Source organism: Nocardia sp. NPDC003269, assembly GCF_042888005.1.
Lineage (GTDB): Bacteria > Actinomycetota > Actinomycetes > Mycobacteriales > Mycobacteriaceae > Nocardia.
In genome coordinates this window covers 2,030,248-2,052,904 of sequence record NZ_JBIAPA010000001.1, presented here as the reverse complement: position 1 = coordinate 2,052,904, position 22,657 = coordinate 2,030,248, and the positions used below count along the sequence as shown (strand labels likewise).

The 22,657-nt window shown below is 71.7% G+C and carries 1 protein-coding gene (cut by both window edges); it reads right to left on the bottom strand.

All 22,657 nt of this window come from inside a single coding sequence — locus tag ACFYWJ_RS09400, non-ribosomal peptide synthase/polyketide synthase, on the bottom strand. Of the gene's 43,608 coding nucleotides, 13,063 precede the window and 7,888 follow it; the stretch shown corresponds to coding positions 13,064-35,720, spanning codon 4,355 (partial) through codon 11,907 (partial); the first complete codon in reading order (the gene reads right to left) occupies positions 22,653 to 22,655. The start codon and the stop codon both lie outside this window.

The following is a 22,657-nucleotide window of genomic DNA, read 5'->3' as shown; positions in this document are numbered from 1 at the left end:
ACCACGTGCAGCGTGGTGACCCACTCGTTCGACATCAGCTCGTTCAGGTACGCCGGATCGCGATGGCCGTCGGCCGAGGCGATCACCAGGCGGCCACCGCAGACGGCGGCCGACCAGAACTCCCAGACCGAGAGGTCGAAGGTCGCGGCGGTCTTGAGCAGCACCGCGTCGGCGGCGTCCATGCCGAACTCGATCAGCTTCCACTGCAGCTGGTTGGCGATGGCGCCGTGCGGCACCGCGACACCCTTCGGGCGACCGGTCGAACCGGACGTGAAGATGACGTACGCGGTGTGCTCCGGACGCAGCGGCTCGGTGCGCTCCGCGTCGGACACCGGTGCGGCGCCGACGTTTTCGAGATCGAGCTCGTCGATGCGCACCAGCGGCGCGACCGCGGTGTCGAACTCGGCCTCGGCGTTGGTCAGCACGCAGACCGGTGCCGCCGTCTCGAGGATGTAGTTCGTGCGCTCGGCCGCCTGATCCGGGTCGACCGGCACGTACGCGCCACCGGACTTGGCGACGGCGTACATGGCGACGATCAGATCCACGGAGCGGCGCAGTGCCAGCGCGACGCGGGCCTCTGGACCGACGCCGAGCGAGATCAGGTGCCGCGCCAGGCGATTCACCTTCGCGTCGAGTTCGGCGTAGGTGAGCTGGGTGCCGTCGTCGGTGACCAGGGCGGTCGCCTTCGGGTCGGCCGACACGGTCGCGTCGAGCAGCGAGACCAGGGTGGCTTCGGTGTCGACCCGGTAGCCGGTGGCGTTGCGGGTGTCCAGGATCCGGGTCCGCTCGGCCGGTGCCAGCAGTTCGATGTCGCCGACCGCGGTGCGCGGGGTGGCGACGATCGCGCCGAGCAGGCGGACGAATCGCTCGACGAAGCCCTCGACCGTGGCGTGGTCGAACAGATCCGTGGCGTAGGTGAAGATGCCCGAAATGCCTTCGGGCTCACCGGCGTCGCCGTAGCGGTCGGTGGCGATCAGGTGCAGGTCGAACTGCGACAGCTGGGAGTCGATGTCGAGTCCGGACACCGTCAGGCCCGGCAGTTCCAGGGTCGCGCGGGTCAGGTTCTGGAACGACAGGCCCACCTGGAACAGCGGGTGCCGCGCGGTGGAGCGGACCGGGTTGAGGACCTCGACCAGGCGCTCGAACGGCACGTCGGCGTTGGCGAACGCGGCGATGTCGTCCTCGCGCTGGCGGGCCAGCAGCTCGGTGAACGCCTCGCCGCCGTCGACCTTGGTGCGGAACACCAGGGTGTTGACGAACATGCCGATCATGTCGTCGAGGGCGGCCTCGCCACGACCGGCCATCGGGGTGCCGATGGCGATGTCGTCGGTGCCCGACAGGCGGGCCAGCAGCACCGCGAGGGCGGTGTGCACGACCATGAACAGCGTCGCGCCCTCGGCGCGGGCCAGCTCGACCAGCGCGCGGTGGGTGTCGGCGTCGATCCGGACGTCGACCTTGCTGCCCGCGAAGGTCTGCACGGCCGGACGCGGGCGGTCGGCGGGCAGGTCGAGCTGATCGGGCAGCTCGGCCAGGGCCTGCTTCCAGTGCGCGACCTGCTTGGCCGCCATCGAGTCCGGATCGTCCTCGCTGCCGAGCAGTTCGCGCTGCCAGATGCTGTAGTCCGCGTACTGCACGGCCAGCGGGGCCCAGCCGGGCTCCTGGCCGGTGGAGCGGGCCGCGTAGGCGGTCATCAGGTCGCGGGTCAGCGGGGCGACCGAGGAGCCGTCACCGGAGATGTGGTGCACGACCATGGCGAGGACGAATTCGTCGGTGTTCTCGACGCGGAACAAAGCGACCTTCAGCGGCACCTCGACGGTGACGTCGAAGATCGTCGACATCAGCTCCGCCACCGCCGTTTCCACCTCGTCGGCGGCGACGGTGCGTTCCAGCAGGTCCGGCGCTGCCTGCGCGGGCGACAGGATCACCTGCGCCGCACCGGCGTCGGTCTGCGGGTAGACGGTGCGCAGGATCTCGTGGCGCGACACCAGGTCGGTGATCGCGGCCCGCAGCGCGGCCACGTCGAGGTCGCCGGTGAGGCGGACCGCGACCGGCACGTTGTAGGCCGCCGACTGGGTGTCGAAGCGGTTGAGGAACCACATGCGCTGCTGCGCGAGCGAGAGCGGGATGTGCTCGGGGCGCGGAGCGGCGGTGAGCGCCTTGCGATCACCGGTCTCGGCGTGCTGCTCGACCCGCTGGGCCAGCGCGGACACCGTGGACGCCTCGAACAGCAGGCGCACCGGGATGCGGGTGTTCAGCGCCTCGCCGAGGCGCGCGGCGACCTGCGTGGCCAGCAGCGAGTTACCGCCCCAGGCGAAGAAGTCGTCGTCGAGACCGAAGCGCTTGTCCGCACCCAGGCGCAGGACCTCGGCGAAGGTCGCCGCCACGAGCTGCTCGCTCGGGCTGACCGGCGCGCGGAACACGGCCTTCTCGACCTCGGGCTCCGGCAGGGCCTTGCGGTCGAGCTTGCCGTTGGCGTTGAGCGGCAGGGCGTCGAGCCGCAGGAACACGGTCGGGACCATGTACGAGGGCAGTTCGGCGGCCAGCGCGGCGCGCAGGGCCAGCTTGTCGAACTCCGCACCGGCCACGACGTAGGCGACCAGGCGGTCACCGACGACGGGATCGGTGTGCGCGAGCACGGCGGCGGAGGTGATGCCGTCCTGCCGCAGCAGCGCGGCCTCGATCTCGCCGAGCTCGATGCGGAAGCCGCGGATCTTCACCTGGAAGTCGGTGCGGCCCCGGTAGTCCAGTTCGCCGTCGGCGTTCCAGGCCACCAGGTCACCGGTGCGGTACATGCGCTCGCCGGTCGCCGAGAACGGATCGGCGACGAAGCGGTCGGCGGTGAGATCGGCGCGACCGTAGTAGCCGCGGGCCAGCTGGGCGCCGGCCAGGTAGAGCTCACCGGAGACGCCGACCGGCACCGGCCGCAGACGCGAATCCAGCACGTAGACCCGGCTGTTCCACTCCGGCGCACCGATCGAGACCGACACCTGGTCGGCGTCGGTGACCGCGTGACTGGTGATCGAGACCGCGGCCTCGGTCGGGCCGTACAGGTTGAACAGTTCGGCGGTGTTGGCGGTGCGGAAGCGCTGGGCGGTGGACGCGGGCAGCGCCTCACCGATGGCCAGCACCCGGCGCAGCGTGCGCGGCAGCGCGGCACCGGATTCGGTGAGCAGCGCGTCGAGCATCGACGGCACCACGTGCAGCGTGGTGACGCCGGTGCCGCGCATCAGGTCGTTGAGGTAGGCCGGGTCGCGGTGCCCGTCGGCGGTCGCGACCACCAGGCGGCCACCGGCGACGGCGGCGGTCCAGAACTCCCAGACCGAGAGGTCGAAGGTGGCGGCCGTCTTGAGCAGGATCGCGTCGTCGGCGCCGATACCGAATTCGGCCGTCTCCCACAGCAACTGGTTGACGATCGCGCCGTGCGAGACCGCCACGCCCTTGGGCTTGCCGGTGGAACCGGACGTGAAGATCACGTACGCGGTGTTCGCGGGCACCAGGGCGCCACGGCGCTCGGTGATCGCGGCCGGGCTGACCGCGCTCAGGTCGAGCTCGTCGAGGACCACCACTTCGGCCGCCGCCGTGCTGAACTCGGCGTTCGCGGTGGTCAGCACGACCGCGGGCGCGGCCGTCTCCAGGATGTAGTCGGTGCGCTCGGCGGGCTGATCGGGGTCGATCGGCACGTAGGCCGCGCCGGTGCGGGCCACCGCGTACATCGCGATGATCAGTTCCGCCGAACGGCGGATGGCCAGCGCCACCCGGTCCTCGGTGCCGATATCCAGCGAGATCAGGTGCCGCGCGAGGCGATTCACCTCGGCGTCGAGCTCGGCGTAGGTCAGCTCACGGCGACCATCGGTCTCGTCGACGACCAGCGCCACCGCCTCGGGGGTCGCGGCCACGGTCGCGTCGAGCAGCGACACCAGGGTGGCGTCGGTGTCGACAGTGTGCGCGGTGTCGTTCCACGCGATGACGATCCGCTCGGTTTCCGGCGCGGCGAGCAGGTCGATGTCGCCGACCGGCACCGATGCGTCGGCGGCGACGGCGTCGAGCACCAGCAGGAAGCGGTCGGCGAAGCTCTGGACCGTCGCCTCGTCGAACAGGTCGATGGCGTAACCGAATTCGGTGACCAGCTGGGCCGGTGCGCCGTCGTCGGTGTAGCGGTCGTAGAGGGTGACGTGCAGGTCGGTCTTGGCCAGCTGCGAGTCGTAGTCGACCGCGCTGACGGTCAGGCCGGGCAGTTCGAAGGTGGTGTCGGCCAGGTTCTGGAACGACAGGCCCACCTGGAACAGCGGGTTGCGCGCGGTCGAGCGCACCGGGTTGAGCACCTCGACCAGGCGCTCGAACGGCACGTCGGCGTTGGCGAAGGCCTCCAGGTCGCGTTCGCGCACGTCGGCGAGCAGTTCGGCGAAGGTGGCGCCGGAGTCGACGGCGGTCCGGAACACCAGGGTGTTGACGAACATGCCGATCAGGTCGTCGAGTTCGCGCTCGCCACGGCCCGCGATCGGCGTGCCGACGGCGATGTCGTCGGTGCCGGACAGGCGCGCGAGCAGCACCGCGAGGGCGGCGTGCACGACCATGAACAGCGAGGCGTTGTTGGCCCTGGCCAGTTCGTGCAGCGCGGCGTGGCGCTGCGGGTCGATCTCGAAGCGGATCGCCTTGCCCTGGAACGACTGCGCGGGCGGGCGCGGCCGGTCGGCGGGCAGTTCGAGCTGGTCGGGCAGGCCGGCCAGCGCCTTGCTCCAGTACGCGACCTGCTTGGCGGCCAGCGATTCCGGATCGCTCTCGTCGCCGAGGACCTCGCGCTGCCACAGCGCGTAGTCGGCGTACTGCACCGGCAGCGGCGCCCACTGCGGGGCCTCACCCTGCACGCGGGCCACGTAGGCGGCCATGATGTCGCGGGCCAGCGGGCCCATCGACGAGCCGTCGGCGGAGACGTGGTGCACGGTGAACGCGAGCACGTGGTCGGTGGCGTTCAGTTCGAACAGCGCGACCTTGAGCGGCACCTCTTCGGTGACGTCGAAGGTGGTCATCGCGAAGTCGATGACGGTGCCGAGCAGGTCTGCCTCGGCGACGGCGATGTGGTGCACGACGGCGCGGCTCTGCGCGATCGGCAGGATCACCTGGTGCGGGCCGTCGGCCGAGCGCGGGTAGGTGGTGCGCAGCATCTCGTGCCGGGCGAACACGTCGCCGATGGCCTGCTCGAGCGCGGGCACGTCGAGCTCGCCGGTGAGGCGGACGGCCAGCGGGATGTTGTCCACGGCCGAGGTCGAGGTGTCGAACTGGTTGAGGAACCAGTAGCGCTGCTGGGCGGGCGAGAGCGGGATGATCGCGGGCCGCTCCCCCGCCGTCAGGCGCGGGCGGGCGCGGCCGGAGCCCGCGTTGTGCTCGGCGCGGGCGGCGAGCGCGGACACGGTCGACGCCTCGAACAGGTCGCGCACCGAGAGCTGGGTGTCCAGGGCCGCGCCGATGCGGGCGGTGACCTGGGTGGCCAGCAGCGAGTTGCCGCCGAGTTCGAAGAAGTCGTCGTCGGCGCCGACCCGGGTCACCCCGAGCACGTCGCCGAAGGTGCCCGCCACGATCTCCTCGATCGGGGTCGAGGGCGCGCGGAACACCTTGGCCTCGAACACCGGCGCGGGCAGCGCCTTGCGATCGAGCTTGCCGGAGGCGTTGAGCGGGAAGGCGTCCAGGATCACGTACGCGGTCGGCACCATGTAGCCCGGCAGCGCGCCGCCGAGTTCGGTGCGCACGGCGTCGAGGTCGACGCTCGCCCCCGCGGCCGGGATCACATAGCCGACCAGCTGGTCGCCCAGCCGCTCGTCGGAACGGACAACGACCACCGACTGGGCGATCTGCGGCAGCGCGGTCAGCGCCGACTCGATCTCACCGAGTTCGATGCGCAGACCACGCAGCTTCACCTGGAAATCGGTGCGGCCCAGGTACTCCAGCTCGCCGTCGGCGGTCCAGGTCACGAGGTCACCCGTGCGGTACATGCGGGTGCCCTCGGCGCCGAACGGGTCGGCGACGAAGCGGTCCGCGGTCAGGTCGGGGCGGGCAACATAGCCGCGCGCCAGCTGGACACCGGCCAGGTACAGCTCGCCGGGCACGCCGACGGGCACCGGGTGCAGGCGCGAATCCAGCACGTACACCTGGGTGTTGAAGACCGGGGCGCCGATCGGCACCGAGGTGGTGTCGGCGTCGGTGACCTCGTGGAAGGTGACGTCGACCGCGGCCTCGGTGGGACCGTACAGGTTGTGCAGGGCCGCGCCGGTGAGCGCGCGCAGGCGCTGGGCGGTCGGCGCGGGCAGCGCCTCACCGGAGGCGAACACCAGGCGCAGGCTGCTCGCGGTGGCGGTGCCGTCGGCCAGTGCCACGGCGGCGGTCTCGGCCAGCTCGGCCACGAACACCGACATCATCGACGGCACGAAGTGCGCGGTGGTGACGCCCTCGGCATCGATGATCGCGGCCAGGTAGGCCGGGTCACGATGACCGTCGGGCTTGGCGACGACCAGACGCGCGCCGATCTGCAAGGGCCAGAAGAACTCCCACACCGACACGTCGAAGGTGGCAGGCGTCTTCTGCAGGACGACATCGGCCTCGGTCAGGCCGTACGCCGACTGCATCCACACCAGGCGGTTGACGATCGCGCCGTGACTGACCGCCACACCCTTCGGGCGACCGGTCGACCCCGACGTGAAGATCACGTACGCGGTGTTCTCCGGCCGCAGCGGCGCGCTGCGCTCGGCATCGGTGACCGGAGCGGCGGAGTAACCCGCCAGGTCCAGGCTCTCGATGTGCAGCGCGGTGGTGGTACCCGCGTCGAATTCGTCGGCGGCCGTGGTCAGCACGCACACCGGGGCGGCGGTCTCGAGCACGTAGTGGGTGCGCTCGGCCGGGTGGTCGGGGTCGAGCGGCACGTACGCGCCACCGGCCACGCTCACCGCGTACATGCCGATCACCAGGTCGAGCGAGCGGCGCATGCCGAGCGCGACCATGGTGTCCGGGCCGACGCCCTGGGCGATCAGGTGCCGGGCCAGGCGGTTCACCTTCGCGGCGAACTCGCCGTAGGACAGACTCGTCCCCTCGAAGGTGAGGGCGATCTCGTTCGGGCTGGTCAGGGCCCGCGCCTCGAACATCGACACCAGCGTCGCGGCCTGGTCGACCGGGTGCGCGGTGGCGTTCCAGCCGGTGACCACCTGGCGGTATTCGGCCGGGGCCAGCAGGTCGACCTCGCCGATGGCGCGCTCGGGCGCCGCGACGACCGCGGTCAGCATCCGCACCAGGCGCTGCGCGAGCGCGGCGATGGTGTCGGCGTCGAACATGTCGGTGGCGTAGGCGAATTCGGCGAGCATGCCGTCGGCGGAACCGTCCGCGCGATGCCGGTCGGCCAGGTTCAGGTGCAGATCGAACTTGGCGGTGACCACGTCCAGCGGCACGCCGGCGACCTCGAGGCCGGGCAGCTCGAAGGCCGCCTCACCGGTGTTCTGGAACGACAGCATCACCTGGAACAGCGGGTGCCGCGCCTGCGAGCGGGCCGGGTTGAGGATCTCCACCAGGCGCTCGAACGGCAGGTCGGCGTGGCCGAAGGCGGCCAGGTCGCTCTCCCTGGTCTGCGCGAGCAGGGCGGTGAACGGCTGGGCCGGGTCGACCGCGCTGCGCAGCACCAGCGTGTTGACGAACATGCCGATCGCGTCGTCGAGGACCGCTTCACCACGGCCCGCGACGGCGGTGCCGATGGCGATGTCGTCGTTGCCGGACAGGCGGGCCAGCAGCGCCGCGAAGGCGGCGTGCACGACCATGAAGAGGCTGGCGCCGTGTTCGCGGGCCAGCACGTTCAGGCTCGCCGCCAGCGCCGGATCGATCGAGAACTCGTGCACGCCACCGCGGTTGGAGGCCACGGCCGGACGCGGCCGGTCGGCAGGCAGGTCGAGCTGATCGGGCAGGCCGGCCAGGTGCTGCGACCAGTACGCGACCTGCTGGGCGATCATCGAGGACGCGTCGTCCTCGGCGCCGAGGGTCTCGCGCTGCCACAGCGCGAAGTCGGCGTACTGCACCGGCAGCGGCGCCCAGCCCGGCGCCTCACCGCGCGAGCGCGCGGCGTAGGCGATCATCACGTCGCGGGCCAGCGGGCGCACCGACCAGCCGTCGCCGGAGATGTGGTGCACGACGAAGACGAGCACGTGGGTGTCGGGGTGCGAGCCGTCCATGGACCCGGCGACGCGCAGCAGCGCGGCGCGCACCGGCACCTCGGCGGTGACGTCGAACCCGGCCAGCACCAGTTCGCTGATCCGGTCGCGGATCTCGTCCTCGCCGACCGTGATCGGGGTGAGCGCGATCGGCACCTGGCCCGCGGGCAGCACGACCTGCACGCCCTGGCCCTCGGCGGTCTCGGGGTAGACGGTGCGCAGCACCTCGTGCCGGTCGACCACGTCGGCGACGGCCTGGCGCAGGGCGTCGATGTCGAGGTCGCCGGTCAGGCGGACGGCGAGCGGGATGTTGTTGACCCCGGTCGCGCTGTCGAAGCGGTTGAGGAACCACATGCGCTGCTGGGCCAGCGAGAGCGGGATCTGCTCCGGCCGCGGCCCGGCGACGAGCTCGCGGCGGCTGCCGCTGCCCGCGTGCGATTCCACCTTGGCGGCCAGCGCGGCGACCGACGGCGCCTCGAACAGCACGCGCACGGGGACGCGGGTGTCGAGCGCGGCGCCGAGGCGGGCGACCACCTGGGTGGCGATCAGCGAGTTGCCGCCCAGGTCGAAGAAGTCGTCGTCCAGGCCGACGGCGCGGTCCCCGGACAGGCCGAGCACCTCGGCGAAGGTGGCGGCGACGATCTCCTCGATCGGCGTGCTCGGCGCGCGGAACTCGCGCGCCTCGAACACCGGATCGGGCAGCGCCCGGCGATCCAGCTTGCCGTTGGCGCTCAGCGGCATCTCGTCGAGCACGACGAACGCGGCCGGGACCATGTACGACGGCAGCTGCGCGGCCAGATGCGCACGCAGCGCGTCGATCTCGGTGGTAGCACCGGCGGCGGGCACGACGTAGCCGACGAGCTGATCACCCGTGCGGGCATCCGAGCGGACGACCACGACCGACTGCCCGACGCTCTCGTGCGCGGTGAGCGCGGCTTCGATCTCGCCGAGCTCGATGCGCAGACCGCGCAGCTTGACCTGGAAGTCGGTGCGGCCGAGGTAGGTGATGACACCCTGCTCGTCGCGGCGCACCAGGTCACCGGTTCGGTACATGCGCTGACCGTCGGTGCCGAACGGGTCGGCGACGAAGCGGTCGGCGGTCAGATCGGCGCGGCCGAAGTAACCGCGCGCCAGCTGCGCGCCGGCCAGGTACAGCTCACCGGCGACCCCGGCGGCGACCGGGTGCAGCCGCGAATCCAGCACGTAGGCCTGCGAATTCCAGACCGGCGCGCCGATCGGGACGGCGCCGTCGACCCGATCGGCGACCGGGCCGTGCGTCGCGTGGACGGTGAACTCGGTGGGGCCGTACAGGTTGAACAGGGCCGCGTCGCTCACCTTGCGCAGCGCGGCGACCGCGTCTCCGGTGAAGGCCTCACCGGCGATCAGCAGCGCGCGCAGCGAGGACAGAGCTCCGCCCGCGAGAGCGGTGGCATCGACGCTGCCTGCGAAAACGGTGAGCATCGAGGGCACGAACGAGGTCATCGTGACGCGCTGCGCCGCGATGACATCGGCGAGGTACTGCGGGTCGCGGTGACCGTCCGGGCTCGCCACGACGAGCCGGCCGCCGGTGCTGAGCGGGCCGAACAGCTCCCACACCGACACGTCGAAGGTGGCCGGGGTCTTGAACAGCACCACGTCGTCGGCGCCGATGCCGTATTCGCCGGTGATCCAGCGGATCTGGTTGACGACGGCGGCGTGCGACACCGCGACGCCCTTGGGCCGACCGGTCGAACCGGAGGTGAAGATGACGTAGGCCGGATGCTGCGGACGCAGCGGCGCGATGCGCTCGGCATCGGTGACCGGGGCGTCGGCGTAGGCCGCCAGCTCGATGCTGTCGATGGCCAGCGTCGGCAGCTCACCCGCGTCGAAACCGTCGCGCGCCGTGGTGAGGACGACCACCGGGGCGGCCGTCTCCAGCACGTAGGCGATGCGGTCGGCGGGCTGGTCGAGGTCGAGCGGCACGTAGCCACCGCCCGCTTCCTGCACCGCGTAGGCGGCGACGACCAGGTCGATGCTGCGGCGCAGGCCGAGCGCGACCAGGGTCTCCGGGCCGACGCCCGCCTCGATCAGGCGACGCGCCAACCGGTGCACGCGCGCGGCGAATTCGGCGTAGGTCAGGCTCGCGCCGGTGGCCGGGTCGACGATCGCGACCGCGGTCGGGGTGGCGGCGGCCTGGCGGGCGAACTCGTCGACCAGGGTGCCCGCGCCGGGCAGCGCGCGCTCGGTGTCGTTCCAGCCGAGCACCGCCAGCGCGTTCTCGGTGGCGTCGAGCAGTTCGAGGTCACCGACGGCCCGGTCCGGCGTCGCCGCGATCGCGGCCAGCAGGCGGGCGAAGCGGGTGCCGAAGCGGTCCATGGTGGCCGCGTCGAACAGGTCGGTGGCGTAGATCAGCTCGGCGACGATGCCCGAAGGCGAGTCGGCAGGCTTCTCGGTGAGCACCACGTTCAGGTCGAACTTGGCCACGTCGATCGGCAGCTCGACGCCGCTGACCGTCAGGCCGGGCAGCTCCAGGCTCGCCTGGGCGGTGTTCTGGAAGGCCAGCATGACCTGGAACAGCGGGTGCCGCGCCTGCGAGCGGGCCGGGTTGATGATCTCGACCAGGCGCTCGAAGGGCAGATCGGCGTGACCGAAGGCCGCGATGTCGCTCGCGCGGACCTCGCCGAGCAGGTCGGTGAAGCTCGCGTCGCCGTCGACCTCGGTGCGCAGCACCAGGGTGTTGACGAACATGCCGATCAGGTCGTCGAGGGCGCGCTCGCCACGGCCCGCGATCGGGGTGCCGATGGCGATGTCGTGCTCGCCGGACAGGCGCGAGAGCAGCAGTGCCAGCGCCGCGTGGGCGACCATGAACAGCGTCGCGCCCCGGCTGCGGGCCAGCTCGGCCAGCGCCGCGTGGGTGTCGGCGTCGATCTCGAAGGTGTGCGTGGCGCCGCGACCGCTGGCGACCGCGGGGCGCGGCCGGTCGGCGGGCAGGTCCAGCTGCTCGGGCAGGCCGCGCAGGCTCTCGCCCCAGAACGAGATCTGCTGGGCGATCACGGACTCGGCGTCGTCCTCGTCGCCGAGCACGGCGCGCTGCCAGAGCGCGAAGTCGGCGTACTGCACCTCGAGCGGACGCCAGGCCGGCTCCGCGCCTTCGACGCGGGCGCTGTAGGCGGTCATCACGTCGCGGGTCAGCGGGCCCATGGAGAAGCCGTCGGCCGAGATGTGGTGCACGACCAGGGCGAGCACGTGTTCGGTGGGGCTGATCTCGAACAGGGCGGCGCGGAACGGCACCTCGGCGGTGACGTCGAAGGCGGTCAGCACCAACGCCGAAAGGCGCTGCGGCAGTTCGGCACCCGTGGTCTCGATCGGCGCGAGGTCGGGGATGACCTTGCCGGTCGGCACGATCACCTGGTGGGCAGCGCCCGCGACCTCCGGGTAGTAGGTGCGCAGCGACTCGTGGCGGGCGAGCACGTCGGCCACGGCCACCTGCAGCGCCTGCCGGTCGAGCAGACCCGACAGCCGCACGGCGGCCGGGATGTTGTCCACCGCGGACTCGGGGTCGAAACGGTTGAGGAACCACATGCGCTGCTGGGCCAGCGACAGCGGCACCCGCTCGGGGCGCTGCTGCGGGACCAGGGCGGCGCGGCGGTCCGTGCCGGAGTGCGTCTCGGCGCGCGCGGCCAGGGCGACGACGGTCGAGGCCTCGAACAGCTCACGCACGCCGAGGTCGGTCTCCAGCGCGGCCGACAGGCGGGCGGCGACCTGGGTCGCGGTCAGCGAGTTGCCGCCGAGGGCGAAGAAGTCGTCGTCGAGGCCGACCCGCTCCAGGCCGAGCACGTCGGCGAAGGTGGCGGCGACGATCTCCTCGACCGGGGTGGTCGGGGCGCGGAACACCGCGGCCTCGAACACCGGCGCGGGCAGCGCCTTGCGGTCGAGCTTGCCGGAGGCGTTGAGCGGGAACTCGTCGAGCACGATGAGCACCGCGGGCACCATGTAGGCGGGCAGGTTGTTGCCCAGTTCCTCGCGGGCGTCCTCGATGTCGACGGTGCGGCCCGGCGCGGCGATGACGTAGGCCACCAGCTGATCGCCGGTGTGCTGGTCACCGCGGACCACGACCACCGACTGGGCGACCTCGTCGAGCGCGGTCAGCGCCGACTCGATCTCGCCCAGCTCGATGCGCAGACCGCGCAGCTTCACCTGGAAGTCGGTGCGGCCCAGGTACTCCAGCTCGCCGTGCTCGGTCCAGGCGACGAGGTCGCCGGTGCGGTACATGCGGGCGCCGTCGTCGTCGAAGGGGTTGGCGACGAAGCGGTCGGCGGTCAGGTCCGGCCGCGCGACGTAGCCGCGCGCCAGCTGGGTGCCCGCCAGGTACAGCTCACCCGCGACACCCACCGGGACCGGCCGCAGCCGCGAATCCAGCACGTAGACCTCGGTGTTGAACACCGGGGCGCCGATCGGGACGGTGTCGGTGTCGGTGTCGACGACCTCGTGGAAGGTGACGTCGACCGCGGCCTCGGTGGGGCCGTACAGGTTGTGCAGGGCCGCGCCGGTGAGCTCGCGCAGGCGATGCGCGGGCTTGGGCGGCAGCGCCTCACCGGAGGCGAACACCATCCGCAGCGACTCGCAGCGCGCGGCCGCGGCGTCGGCGACGAAGACCGCCAGCATCGAGGGCACGAAGTGGGTGACGGTGACGCCCTCGGCCCGGATGATCTCGGCCAGGTAGGCCGGATCGCGATGCCCGTCCGGCTTCGCGACGACCAGACGCGCGCCGATCTGCAAGGGCCAGAAGAACTCCCACACCGACACGTCGAAGGTGGCAGGCGTCTTCTGCAGGACGACATCGGCCTCGGTCAGGCCGTACGCCGACTGCATCCACACCAGGCGGTTGACGATCGCGCCATGGCTGACCGCGACACCCTTCGGGCGACCGGTCGACCCCGACGTGAAGATCACGTACGCGGTGTTCGACGGCCGCAGCGGCACCGTGCGCTCGGCATCGGCGATGGGGGTGTCGGAGTAGCCGACCAGGTCGAGCAGGTCGATGCGGACCTGCGCGGTGTCGATCTCCAGGTCGGTGCCCGAGGTGAGCACACACACCGGATCCGCTGTCGCCAGAATGTATTCCGTGCGCTCGGCCGGGTGATCCGGGTCCAGCGGCACGTAGGCGCCACCGGCCACGCTCACCGCGTACATGCCGACCACCAGGTCGATCGAGCGGCGCATGCCCAGGGCCACATAGGTTTCCGGGCCGACACCGCGATCGATCAGCCAGCGCGCCAGACGGTAGACGCGCTGGGCGAACTCGGCGTAGGACAGGCTCTCGCCCTCGAAGACGAGGGCGGTGGCCTGCGGAGTGCGCGCCAGCTGGGCCTCGAACATCGAGACGAGCGTGGCCTGCTGGTCCACCTCGTGCGCGGTGGCGTTCCAGTCACGCACGACCAGCTCACGCTCGGCGGCGTCGAGCAGTTCGATATCACCAACGGCCACACCGGGTTCGGTGGTGATCGCGGTGAGCACCCGGATCAGGCGCTCGGCGATGCGGTGCACGGTGGCGGCGTCGAACAGGTCGCTCAGGTAACCGGCCCGGATGCGCAGCTGGGTGTCCAGCTGCGCGATCAGCGACAGCGGGTAGTGCGTGGCGTCGGCGGCGTCCAGGCCGGTGACAGCCATGCCGTCGATATCGGCGGCCTGGGCCTTGATGCCCTCGGCGTCGACCGGGTAGGACTCGAAGACCACCAGCGAGTCGAACAGACCACCGATGCCGGCCGCCGACTGGATCTCGGCCAGGCCCACGTAGTGGTGGTCGAGCAGGTCGGCCTGCTCGCCCTGGGTGCGGGTGAGCACGGCGCGCACCGATTCGGCGGCGTCGAAGCGCACCCGGACCGGGACGGTGTTGATGAACAGGCCGACCATGGACTCCACGCCGGACAGCTGTGCCGGACGGCCCGAGACGGTGGTGCCGAACAGCACGTCGTCGCGACCGGTCATCCGGCCGAGCACGATCGACCAGGCGACCTGCAGCACCGTGTTCGGGGTGACGCCGAGGTCGGCGGCCAGCGCGACCAGGCGGGCCGTGGTCGGCTCGTCCAGGTCGAACAGGTACTCCTCCGACAGGGCCGCGATCTCGCGGCCCGCGTCGGCCCGAGCCAGCAGGGTGGGCTCGGTGACGCCGCGCAGCGCGCCGGACCAGGCCGCCACCGACACCGAGTGATCCTGCTGGGCGACCCATTCCAGGAAGTGCCGGTAGGACCGGACGGCGGGCAGCGCGCTCGCGTCGCCGTGCAGGGCGTAGAGCGCGAGCAGGTCGCGCATGACCAGCGGCGTCGACCAGCCGTCGAGCAGGATGTGGTGGTTGGACACCACGAAGCGCCACTCGTCCTCGGCGATCCGGATCAGCGTGAAGCGGATCAGCGGCGGCGCGGCCAGGTCGAAGCGGGCGTTGCGGTCGGCCTCGACCAGATCGGCGAATTCACCGTTCTCGGTGCGATCGTGCTCGGCCCAGGCCACCTGGGCGTGGTCGAGGACGATCTGCACGGCGTTGCCGTCGTGGTCGGTGACGAACGCGGTGCGCAGGGTCTCGTGCCGGTCCAGCAGGGCCTGGGCGGCGGCGCGCAGACGGGTGGCGTCGACGCGGCCGGTGAGCGTCAGGACCGCCTGCGCGGTGTAGACGTCGACCGAGCCCGCGGCCAGGCGGGCGTGGAAGAACAGGCCCGACTGCAGGGCGGCCAGCGGCCACACCTGGGTCAGCTCGGGGTACCGCTTCTCCCAGACCTCGATATCGCCCTGAGTCGAGCGCACCAGCGCGAAGTCGGACGGCGTGTGGCCGCCCGCGTCGGCCGAGTTGGCGTGCCGGGCAACGGCTTCCAGCGCGGTGACCCACAGGTCGGCGAACTCGCGCACCTCGGCGGCCGCGAGCAGGGTGCTCGGGTAGCCGATATTGGCGCTGAGCTTGTCGCCGACGACGATCGCGTTGACGTCCAGCGGCGCCATCGCGGGCATGTCGGCGTCGTAGGCGCCACCGAGGGCGGCCAGCTCGGGCGCGGGAATCCAGCCGAAGCCGCGCAGCGCGTCGGGGACGTCGCTGTCGGCAACGCGGCCCAGGTAGTTGAAGCTGATCTGACCGGGCAGCTGGGTGGGCAGTTCCGCCGCAGTCTCGGCGTTCATGTACCGCAGCAGGCCGTAGCCGATGCCCTTGTCGGGCACGGCGAGCAGCTGCTCCTTGACCGCCTTGACGGCCTGCCCGAGTGCGGGGCCACCGGCGAGCGCGGCGTCGATGTCGATGCCGGCCAGGTCGAGGCGGACCGGGAAGATCGCGGTGAACCAGCCGACGGTGCGGGACAGGTCGGCGCCGGGCGCGACCTCTTCCTCACGGCCGTGGCCTTCGAGGCGGACCAGCAGCTGATCGCCGGTGGCGGCGGCGCGGGCGGCCCGCCACTTGGCGGCGGCCAGGGCCAGCGCCGTGAGCAGACCGTCGTTGACGCCGCCGTGGAACAGCGCGGGCACGGTGGTCAGCAGGGCCTTGGTGACCTCGGCGGACACCTCGACCGGCAGCTTCTCGATGACGCCGGAGACGTCGACGGCCGGGTTCATCGGCCGCTCGGTGAGCAGCGGATCGGGGGTGGCCACGACCTCGCGCCAGAAGTCCAGCTCGGCGGCGCGTTCGGGGGTGCGCGCCTCGTCGGCGAGCGCGTGCGCCCAGGCCCGCATGGAGGTGGCCGGCGCGACCAGTTCCGGCTGCTGACCAGCGGAGAGCTGGCCCCAGGCGGCAACGAAATCGGGCACCAGGATGCGCCAGGAGACGCCGTCGACCACGAGGTGGTGCGCGACGACGATCAGGCGTCCGGCGCGGGTGACCTTCGCCGGAGGCGCGACGTCATCGGTCGCGGGCAGCGAAACCACGGGCGCCGACGCGCTCACGGTCGGCTCCAGCCACACGAACCGGACGACCACACCGGTGGCCGGGTCCAGCCGGTCCAGGCTGGCATCCAGTGCGGCGGAAGCGATCTCGACCAGCTGGTCGTCGGTGGCATCGGCCGGGAAGGTGCTGTGATCGATCAGCGCGTCGGCGTCGACCGCGCCGACCGGCGCGGTGTCGACCACCCAGCGGCCGTCGACCTGGTGCAGCCGCGAGCGCAGCATGTCGTGGCGATCGATGACCGCGCCGACGGTGGCGGCGATACCGGCGCGGTCGATGCCGACCGGCAGTTCCAGCGCCATGGTCTGGTTGAACCGGTCGAACGAGCCGGACCGCTCGGCCATGAACCGCACGACCGGGGTCAGCGGCATCTCGCCGACGCCACCACCGGGCAGCTCGGCCAGCGTGACCGCGGCGGCCGAGGCCACATCGGCGGTCTCGGCGACCGAGGCCAGACCGGCGACGGTGCGCTGCTCGAAGACGTGGCGCGGGGTGAACAGCACGCCGCGGGCCTTGGCCCGGGAGACGAGCTGGATGGAGACGATCGAGTCACCGCCGAGGGCGAAGAACGAGTCGTCCACGCCGACCCGCTCGACGCCGAGCACCTCGGCGAAGACCTCGGCGATGGTCTGCTCGATGGAGTTGCGCGCGGCGCGGAAGGTGACCTCGGTGGCGAACACCGGCTCCGGCAGCGCCTTGCGGTCGAGCTTGCCGACCGGGGTCAGCGGCACGTGGTCGATCACCATGATCGACGAGGGCACCATGTACGCGGGCAGGCGATCCTCGACGTGCGCGGTCAGCGCCGCGACATCGATCGACTTCCCCTGCGCGGCAACCACATACGCGACCAGCGAGACCGCGCCCGCGGTGCTCTTGTGGCCGACGGTGGTGGCGAAGTCGACGGTCTCGTGCGAGGCGAGCGCGGAGTCGATCTCGCCCAGTTCGATGCGGAAACCGCGGATCTTGACCTGGAAGTCGGAGCGGCCGACGTACTCGACGGTGCCGTCGGCGGTCCAGCGCACGACGTCACCGGTGCGGTACATCCGCTCCCCCGGCACGAACGGATCGGCGACGAACCGGTCGGCGGTCAGCCCGGCGCGGGCGTGGTAGCCGCGCGCCAGCTGGATGCCCGACAGATACAGCTCACCCGCGACACCCACCGGAACGGGCTGGAGCTGGGCGTCCAGGATCAGCGAGCGCATGCCCCGGGTCGGGCCACCGATGGTGACCAGCTCGCCCGGCGTCAGCGCGGCACTGATGTTGGTCATGATCGTGGTCTCGGTGGGGCCGTACCCGTTGTGGAAGGCACGTGTCGTGCCGTCCGCCAGCGGAACCGCCCACTTGCTCACCAGATCGGCGGGCACCGCCTCACCACCGGCGACGAGGACCCGCAGCGAGTCCAGCCCGCTCGGGTCGAAGGTCGCCAGCGCGGCGGGGGTGATGAAGGCGTGGGTGACCCGCTCGGCGCGGATCAGCTCGGACAGTTCGTCACCGCCGTAGACCCCCGGCGGGACGACGACCAGCGCACCGCCGCGGGCCAGCGCCAGCAGCAGTTCCAGGATCGAGGCGTCGAACGAGGGCGACGCGAAATGCAGTGCGCGGCTGCCGGAATCGAGGGCGTAGCGCTGCGCCTGCTCCTCGCCGAAGTTCGCCAGACCGGCGTGGGTGACCACGACGCCCTTGGGCACACCGGTCGAGCCGGAGGTGTAGATGACGTAGGCGGGCTGCTCGGGCGTGGTCGCGCGGACCAGCTCGGCGTCGTCGATCGGGCCGCCGTCGAAGGCGTCCAGATCCAGCTCGTCGAGCACCAGCCAGCGTGCCGATTCCGGCAGACCGTCCCGCACGGACGCGACGGTCAGGCCCAGCGGTGAACCGGAGTCGGTGACCATGTGGGCGATGCGGTCGGCCGGGTAGGTCGGGTCGACCGGCACGAAGGCGGCGCCGGTCTTGGCGACGGCCCAGGCGGCGAACACCGAGTCGGCCGAGCGCGGCACACCGACGGCGACGAGGTCTTCGGCGCCGATGCCCTCGGCGATCAGCAAGCGCGCCAGGCGGTTCGAGCGCTCGTCCAGCTCGGCGTAGGACAGAGCTGTCCCCTGGAACACGACGGCATCGCCGGTCGGGTTCAGGGCGACGGCCTCGGCCAGCAGGCTGCGCAGGGTACGCGCGGGCACCGGCGGCTCGCCGACGCGGAACACCAGGTCGGTCCGCTCGGCGGCGTCGAGCACGTCGATCGCGCCGACGGTCACCGACGCGTCGGCGGCGACGGCCGCGAGCACGCGCTCCCAGCGGGTCGCGATGGTGTCGACGGTGGCCTCGTCGAACAGTTCGGTGGCGTAGTTCAGGGCCAGCGCCATGCCGCCGCTGCCCGGCTCACCGAGCTCGGACAGGGTGAACTGCAGGTCGAAGCGGGCGACGCTCTCGTCGAGATCGAGCGCGGAGACCGCGAGTCCGGGCAGTTCCAGGGTGGTGCGATCCAGGTTCTGGAAGGCCAGCATCACCTGGAACAGCGGGTTGCGCGACTGCGAGCGCTCCGGCGCCAGCAGTTCCACCAGCCGCTCGAACGGCACGTCGGCATTGCCGTAGGCGTCGAGGTCGGCCTTGCGGGCCTGCTCGAGCAGGTCGGTGAAGGACTCGGCCGGGCGCACGCCGGTGCGCAGCACCAGGGTGTTGACGAACATGCCGACCAGGTCGTCGAGTGCCTGCTCACCACGGCCCGCGATGGGCGTGCCGATGGCGATGTCGTCGGAGCCGGACAGGCGCGCGAGCAGCACCGCGAGCGCGGTGTGCATGACCATGAACAGCGACGCGCCCTGGCGACGGGCCACCTCGTCGAGCTTCGCGATCAGTTCCGGCGCGAGCTCGCGGTGCACGGTGGCGCCGCGATGCGAGGCGATGGCCGGGCGGGCCCGGTCGAACGGCAGGGTCAGCTCGTCGGGAACGCCGGCGAGCTGGCGCTGCCAGTACCCGACCTGGCGCGCCATCAGCGAGTCGGCGTCGTCCTCGGTGCCGAGCACCGCACGCTGCCAGATCGCGAAGTCGGCGTACTGCACCGGCAGCGGCGCCCAGCCGGGCGCGGTGCCCTGGGCGCGGGCGGTGTAGGCCAGCATCACGTCGCGGGTCAGCGGCGCGATGGAGAAACCGTCGGCGGCGATGTGGTGCACGACCACGACCAGGACATGCTCGTGCTCGCTCGCCTTGAACAGCCGGGCGCGCAGCGGAACCTGTTCGGCCACATCGAAACCGGTGGAGACGAACTCGGTGACCGTGTCGAACAGCCGGTCCTGGGCGACCGTGACCGGGCGCAGGTCCAGCGAGATGCGTTCGGCGGCCACGATCTGCTGCACCGGGGTGCCGCCGTGCTCGGGGTAGCGGGTGCGCAGCGATTCGTGCCTGCGCACCAGGTCGGCCAGTGCCAGCGCCAGCGCCTCGGTGTCGAGCGCGCCGGTGAGGCGGATGGCCACGGGCAGGTTGTAGGCCGCCGAGGTGGTGTCGTACTTGTTGAGGAACCACATGCGCTGCTGCGCGAACGACAGCGGCACCAGTTCACCCTCGGTGCGCTCGCGGGCGACCAGCGCCGCGCGGGCGGTGCCGCCGGTGTGCGATTCCACCCGGGCCGCGAGGGCTTCCACGGTGGAGGCCTCGAACAGCGCGCGCACCGGCACGGTGGCGCCGAGCGCGGCGCCGATGCGGGCGACCACGCGGGTGGCGATGAGCGAGTTGCCGCCGAGGTCGAAGAAGTCGTCGTCGACGCCGACCCGGTCCAGGCCGAGCACGTCGGCGAAGACCGCGGCGACGGTCTCCTGCACCGGGGTGGCCGGGGCGCGGAAGGCCCTGGCCTGCACCGCGGGAGCGGGCAGGGCACGGCGGTCCAGCTTGCCGTTGACGGTCAGCGGGATCCACTCGAGCCGCACCAGCGCGGCCGGAACCATGTAGGCGGGCAGCTGTTCGGCGGCGCCGCTGCGCACGACGTCGAGGTCGGGCTGGGCGTCGCCGTCGGCGACCACGTAGGCGACGATGCGCTGGTCGCCCGGCTGGTCCTCGCGGACGATGACCGCGGCCTGGGCGATGCCCGGCTGGGCCAGGACGGCGGCCTCGATCTCACCGAGCTCGATGCGGAAGCCGCGGACCTTCACCTGATCGTCGGCGCGGCCGAGGTATTCGAGTTCGCCGAAGCGGTTCCAACGCGCGAGGTCACCGGAGCGGTACAGGCGCGAGCCCGCCTGGTTCGGACCGGCGAGGGGGTTGGCGACGAAGCGGGTGGCGGTCAGGTCGGGGCGGCCGAGGTAGCCACGCGCCAACTGCGGTCCGGCGACATACATTTCACCCGCGACGCCCACCGGCACCGGACGGAGCCGGTTGTCGAGCACGTACACGCCCAGGCCCGCGATGGCCCGGCCGACGACCGAACCAGCTGCGGCGGCTATGGTTTTCGCGTCGAGCGCGCGGTACGACACGTGCACCGTGGTCTCGGTGATGCCGTACATGTTGACCAGCGTCGGCGCGCTGTCACCGTGGCGGGCCACCCAGTCGGAGAGCCGGCGCAGTTCCAGCGCCTCGCCACCGAAGACGACATAGCGCAGGGCCAGCGGCGCCAGGCCCGGTCCGGCGATCCGGTCGGCCTCGGCGAGCTGGTAGAACGCCGAGGGCGTCTGGTTGAGCACCGTGACCTGCTCGACCCGCAGCAGTTCCAGGAACTGCTCGGGCGAGCGCGAGGTGTAGTAGTCGACGACGATCAGCGAGCCGCCGAACAGCAGCGGACCCCACAGCTCCCACACCGAGAAGTCGAAGGCGTAGGAGTGGAACAGCGTCCACACATCGCGCGGGCCGAAGCCGAAGTCGCGATCGGTGTTGGCGAACAGGCGCACCACGTTCCGGTGCGCGACCGCGACGCCCTTGGGGCGGCCGGTCGAGCCGGAGGTGTAGATGACGTAGGCGACGTTGTCCGGCGAGAGCGGCGCGATCCGGTCCGCGTCGGTGATCGGCTGATCGTCGGCGTCCTCGATATTGCCGGTCTCCACGGCGAAGCCGTCGAGCACCACCGAGGGCAGGTGCGCGGGCACCGTCACCTGGACGGTGGAGTCGAGGACCACGCTGGTGGGGCGGGAATCCTCGAGCACGTAGGCGATGCGCTCGGCCGGGTAGGTCGGGTCGACCGGCACGTACCCCGCGCCGGTCTTGACGACGGCCAGCAGCGCGACGACGAGATCGAGCGAGCGCGGCAGGATCACCGCGACCAGCGACTCCGGGCCCGCGCCGTCGTCGATCAGCCTGCGCGCCAGCACATTCGCGCGGCGGTCGAGCTCGGCGTAGGTGAGCGACTCGACGCCGAACTTGGCGGCGATGCGGTCCGGGTAGGCCGCGGCGGCCGCGTCGAACAGGTCGACCAGCGTGGTGTGCTTGTTGCCGAACAGGCCGCGACGGTGACCCGCCGGCGTGCTGGCGTCGTGGATCACCGGCAGGGCGATGGCGTCGGCGCCGGAGGACACCCAGCGCTGCGCGACGTCGCGCTGTTCGGCCTCGCCGAGCAGGTCGATGTCGCCGACGATCACGTCGGGGTTCTCGGCGACGCTGCGCAGGATGCGCACCAGGCGGTCGCCGAAGGCGGCGACGGTCTCGGCGTCGAACAGATCGGTGGCGTAGTTCCAGGACATGGCCAGCGAGCCGTCGGCGGCCTCGCCCACGGTCAGCTGCACGTCGAATTTCGCGGTGCCCGGGTCGAAGTCGACGACGTCGAGGTCCAGGCCGGGCAGCGCGACGGTGCCGGTGTCGGCGGCGGTGGCCGCCTCGAAGGTCAGCGCCACCTGGAACAGCGGGTGGTGGGCCTGCGAGCGGGTGGGGCTGAGCACGTCGACGAGCCGCTCGAACGGCACGTCGGCGTTGGCGAAGGCCGACAGGTCGACCTTGCGGACCTGGTCGAGCAGATCACCGAAGGTGCCGCCGAGGTTCACCTCGCTGCGCAGCACCAGGGTGTTGACGAACATGCCGACGAGGTCGTCGAGGGTGCGCTCGCCACGGCCCGCGATGGGGGTGCCGATGGCGATGTCGGTGCTGTTGGACAGGCGCGCCGCCCAGGTGGCCAGCGCCGCGTGCATCACCATGAACAGGGTGACGCCGTGCGCGCGGGCGATCTCGGTCAGCGCCTGGTGCAGCCGGGCGTCGACCGAGAAGCGGTACAGGTCACCGGCATTGGTGGCGATCTCGGGACGCGGGCGGTCGGCGGGCAGCTCGATCTGGTCGGGCAGGTCGCGCAGTTGCTCGGTCCAGTAGGCGATCTGGCTCGCGGCGACCGACTCGGGATCGGACTCCTCGCCGAGCACCTCACGCTGCCACAGCGTGTAGTCGGCGTACTGCACCTCGAGCGGCGCCCACGCGGGGACCTCGCCCCGGACGCGCTCGGTGTAGGCGACCACGACATCGCGCAGCAGCGGGCGCAGCGAGAAGCCGTCACCGCTGATGTGGTGCATGACCAGCACGGCGACATGGTTGCGCTCGTCGACGCGCAGCAGGCTGGCGCGGAACGGCACCTCGCGGGTGACGTCGAAGTGCACGCCCGCCAGTTCCACGACGCGGGCGACGACCT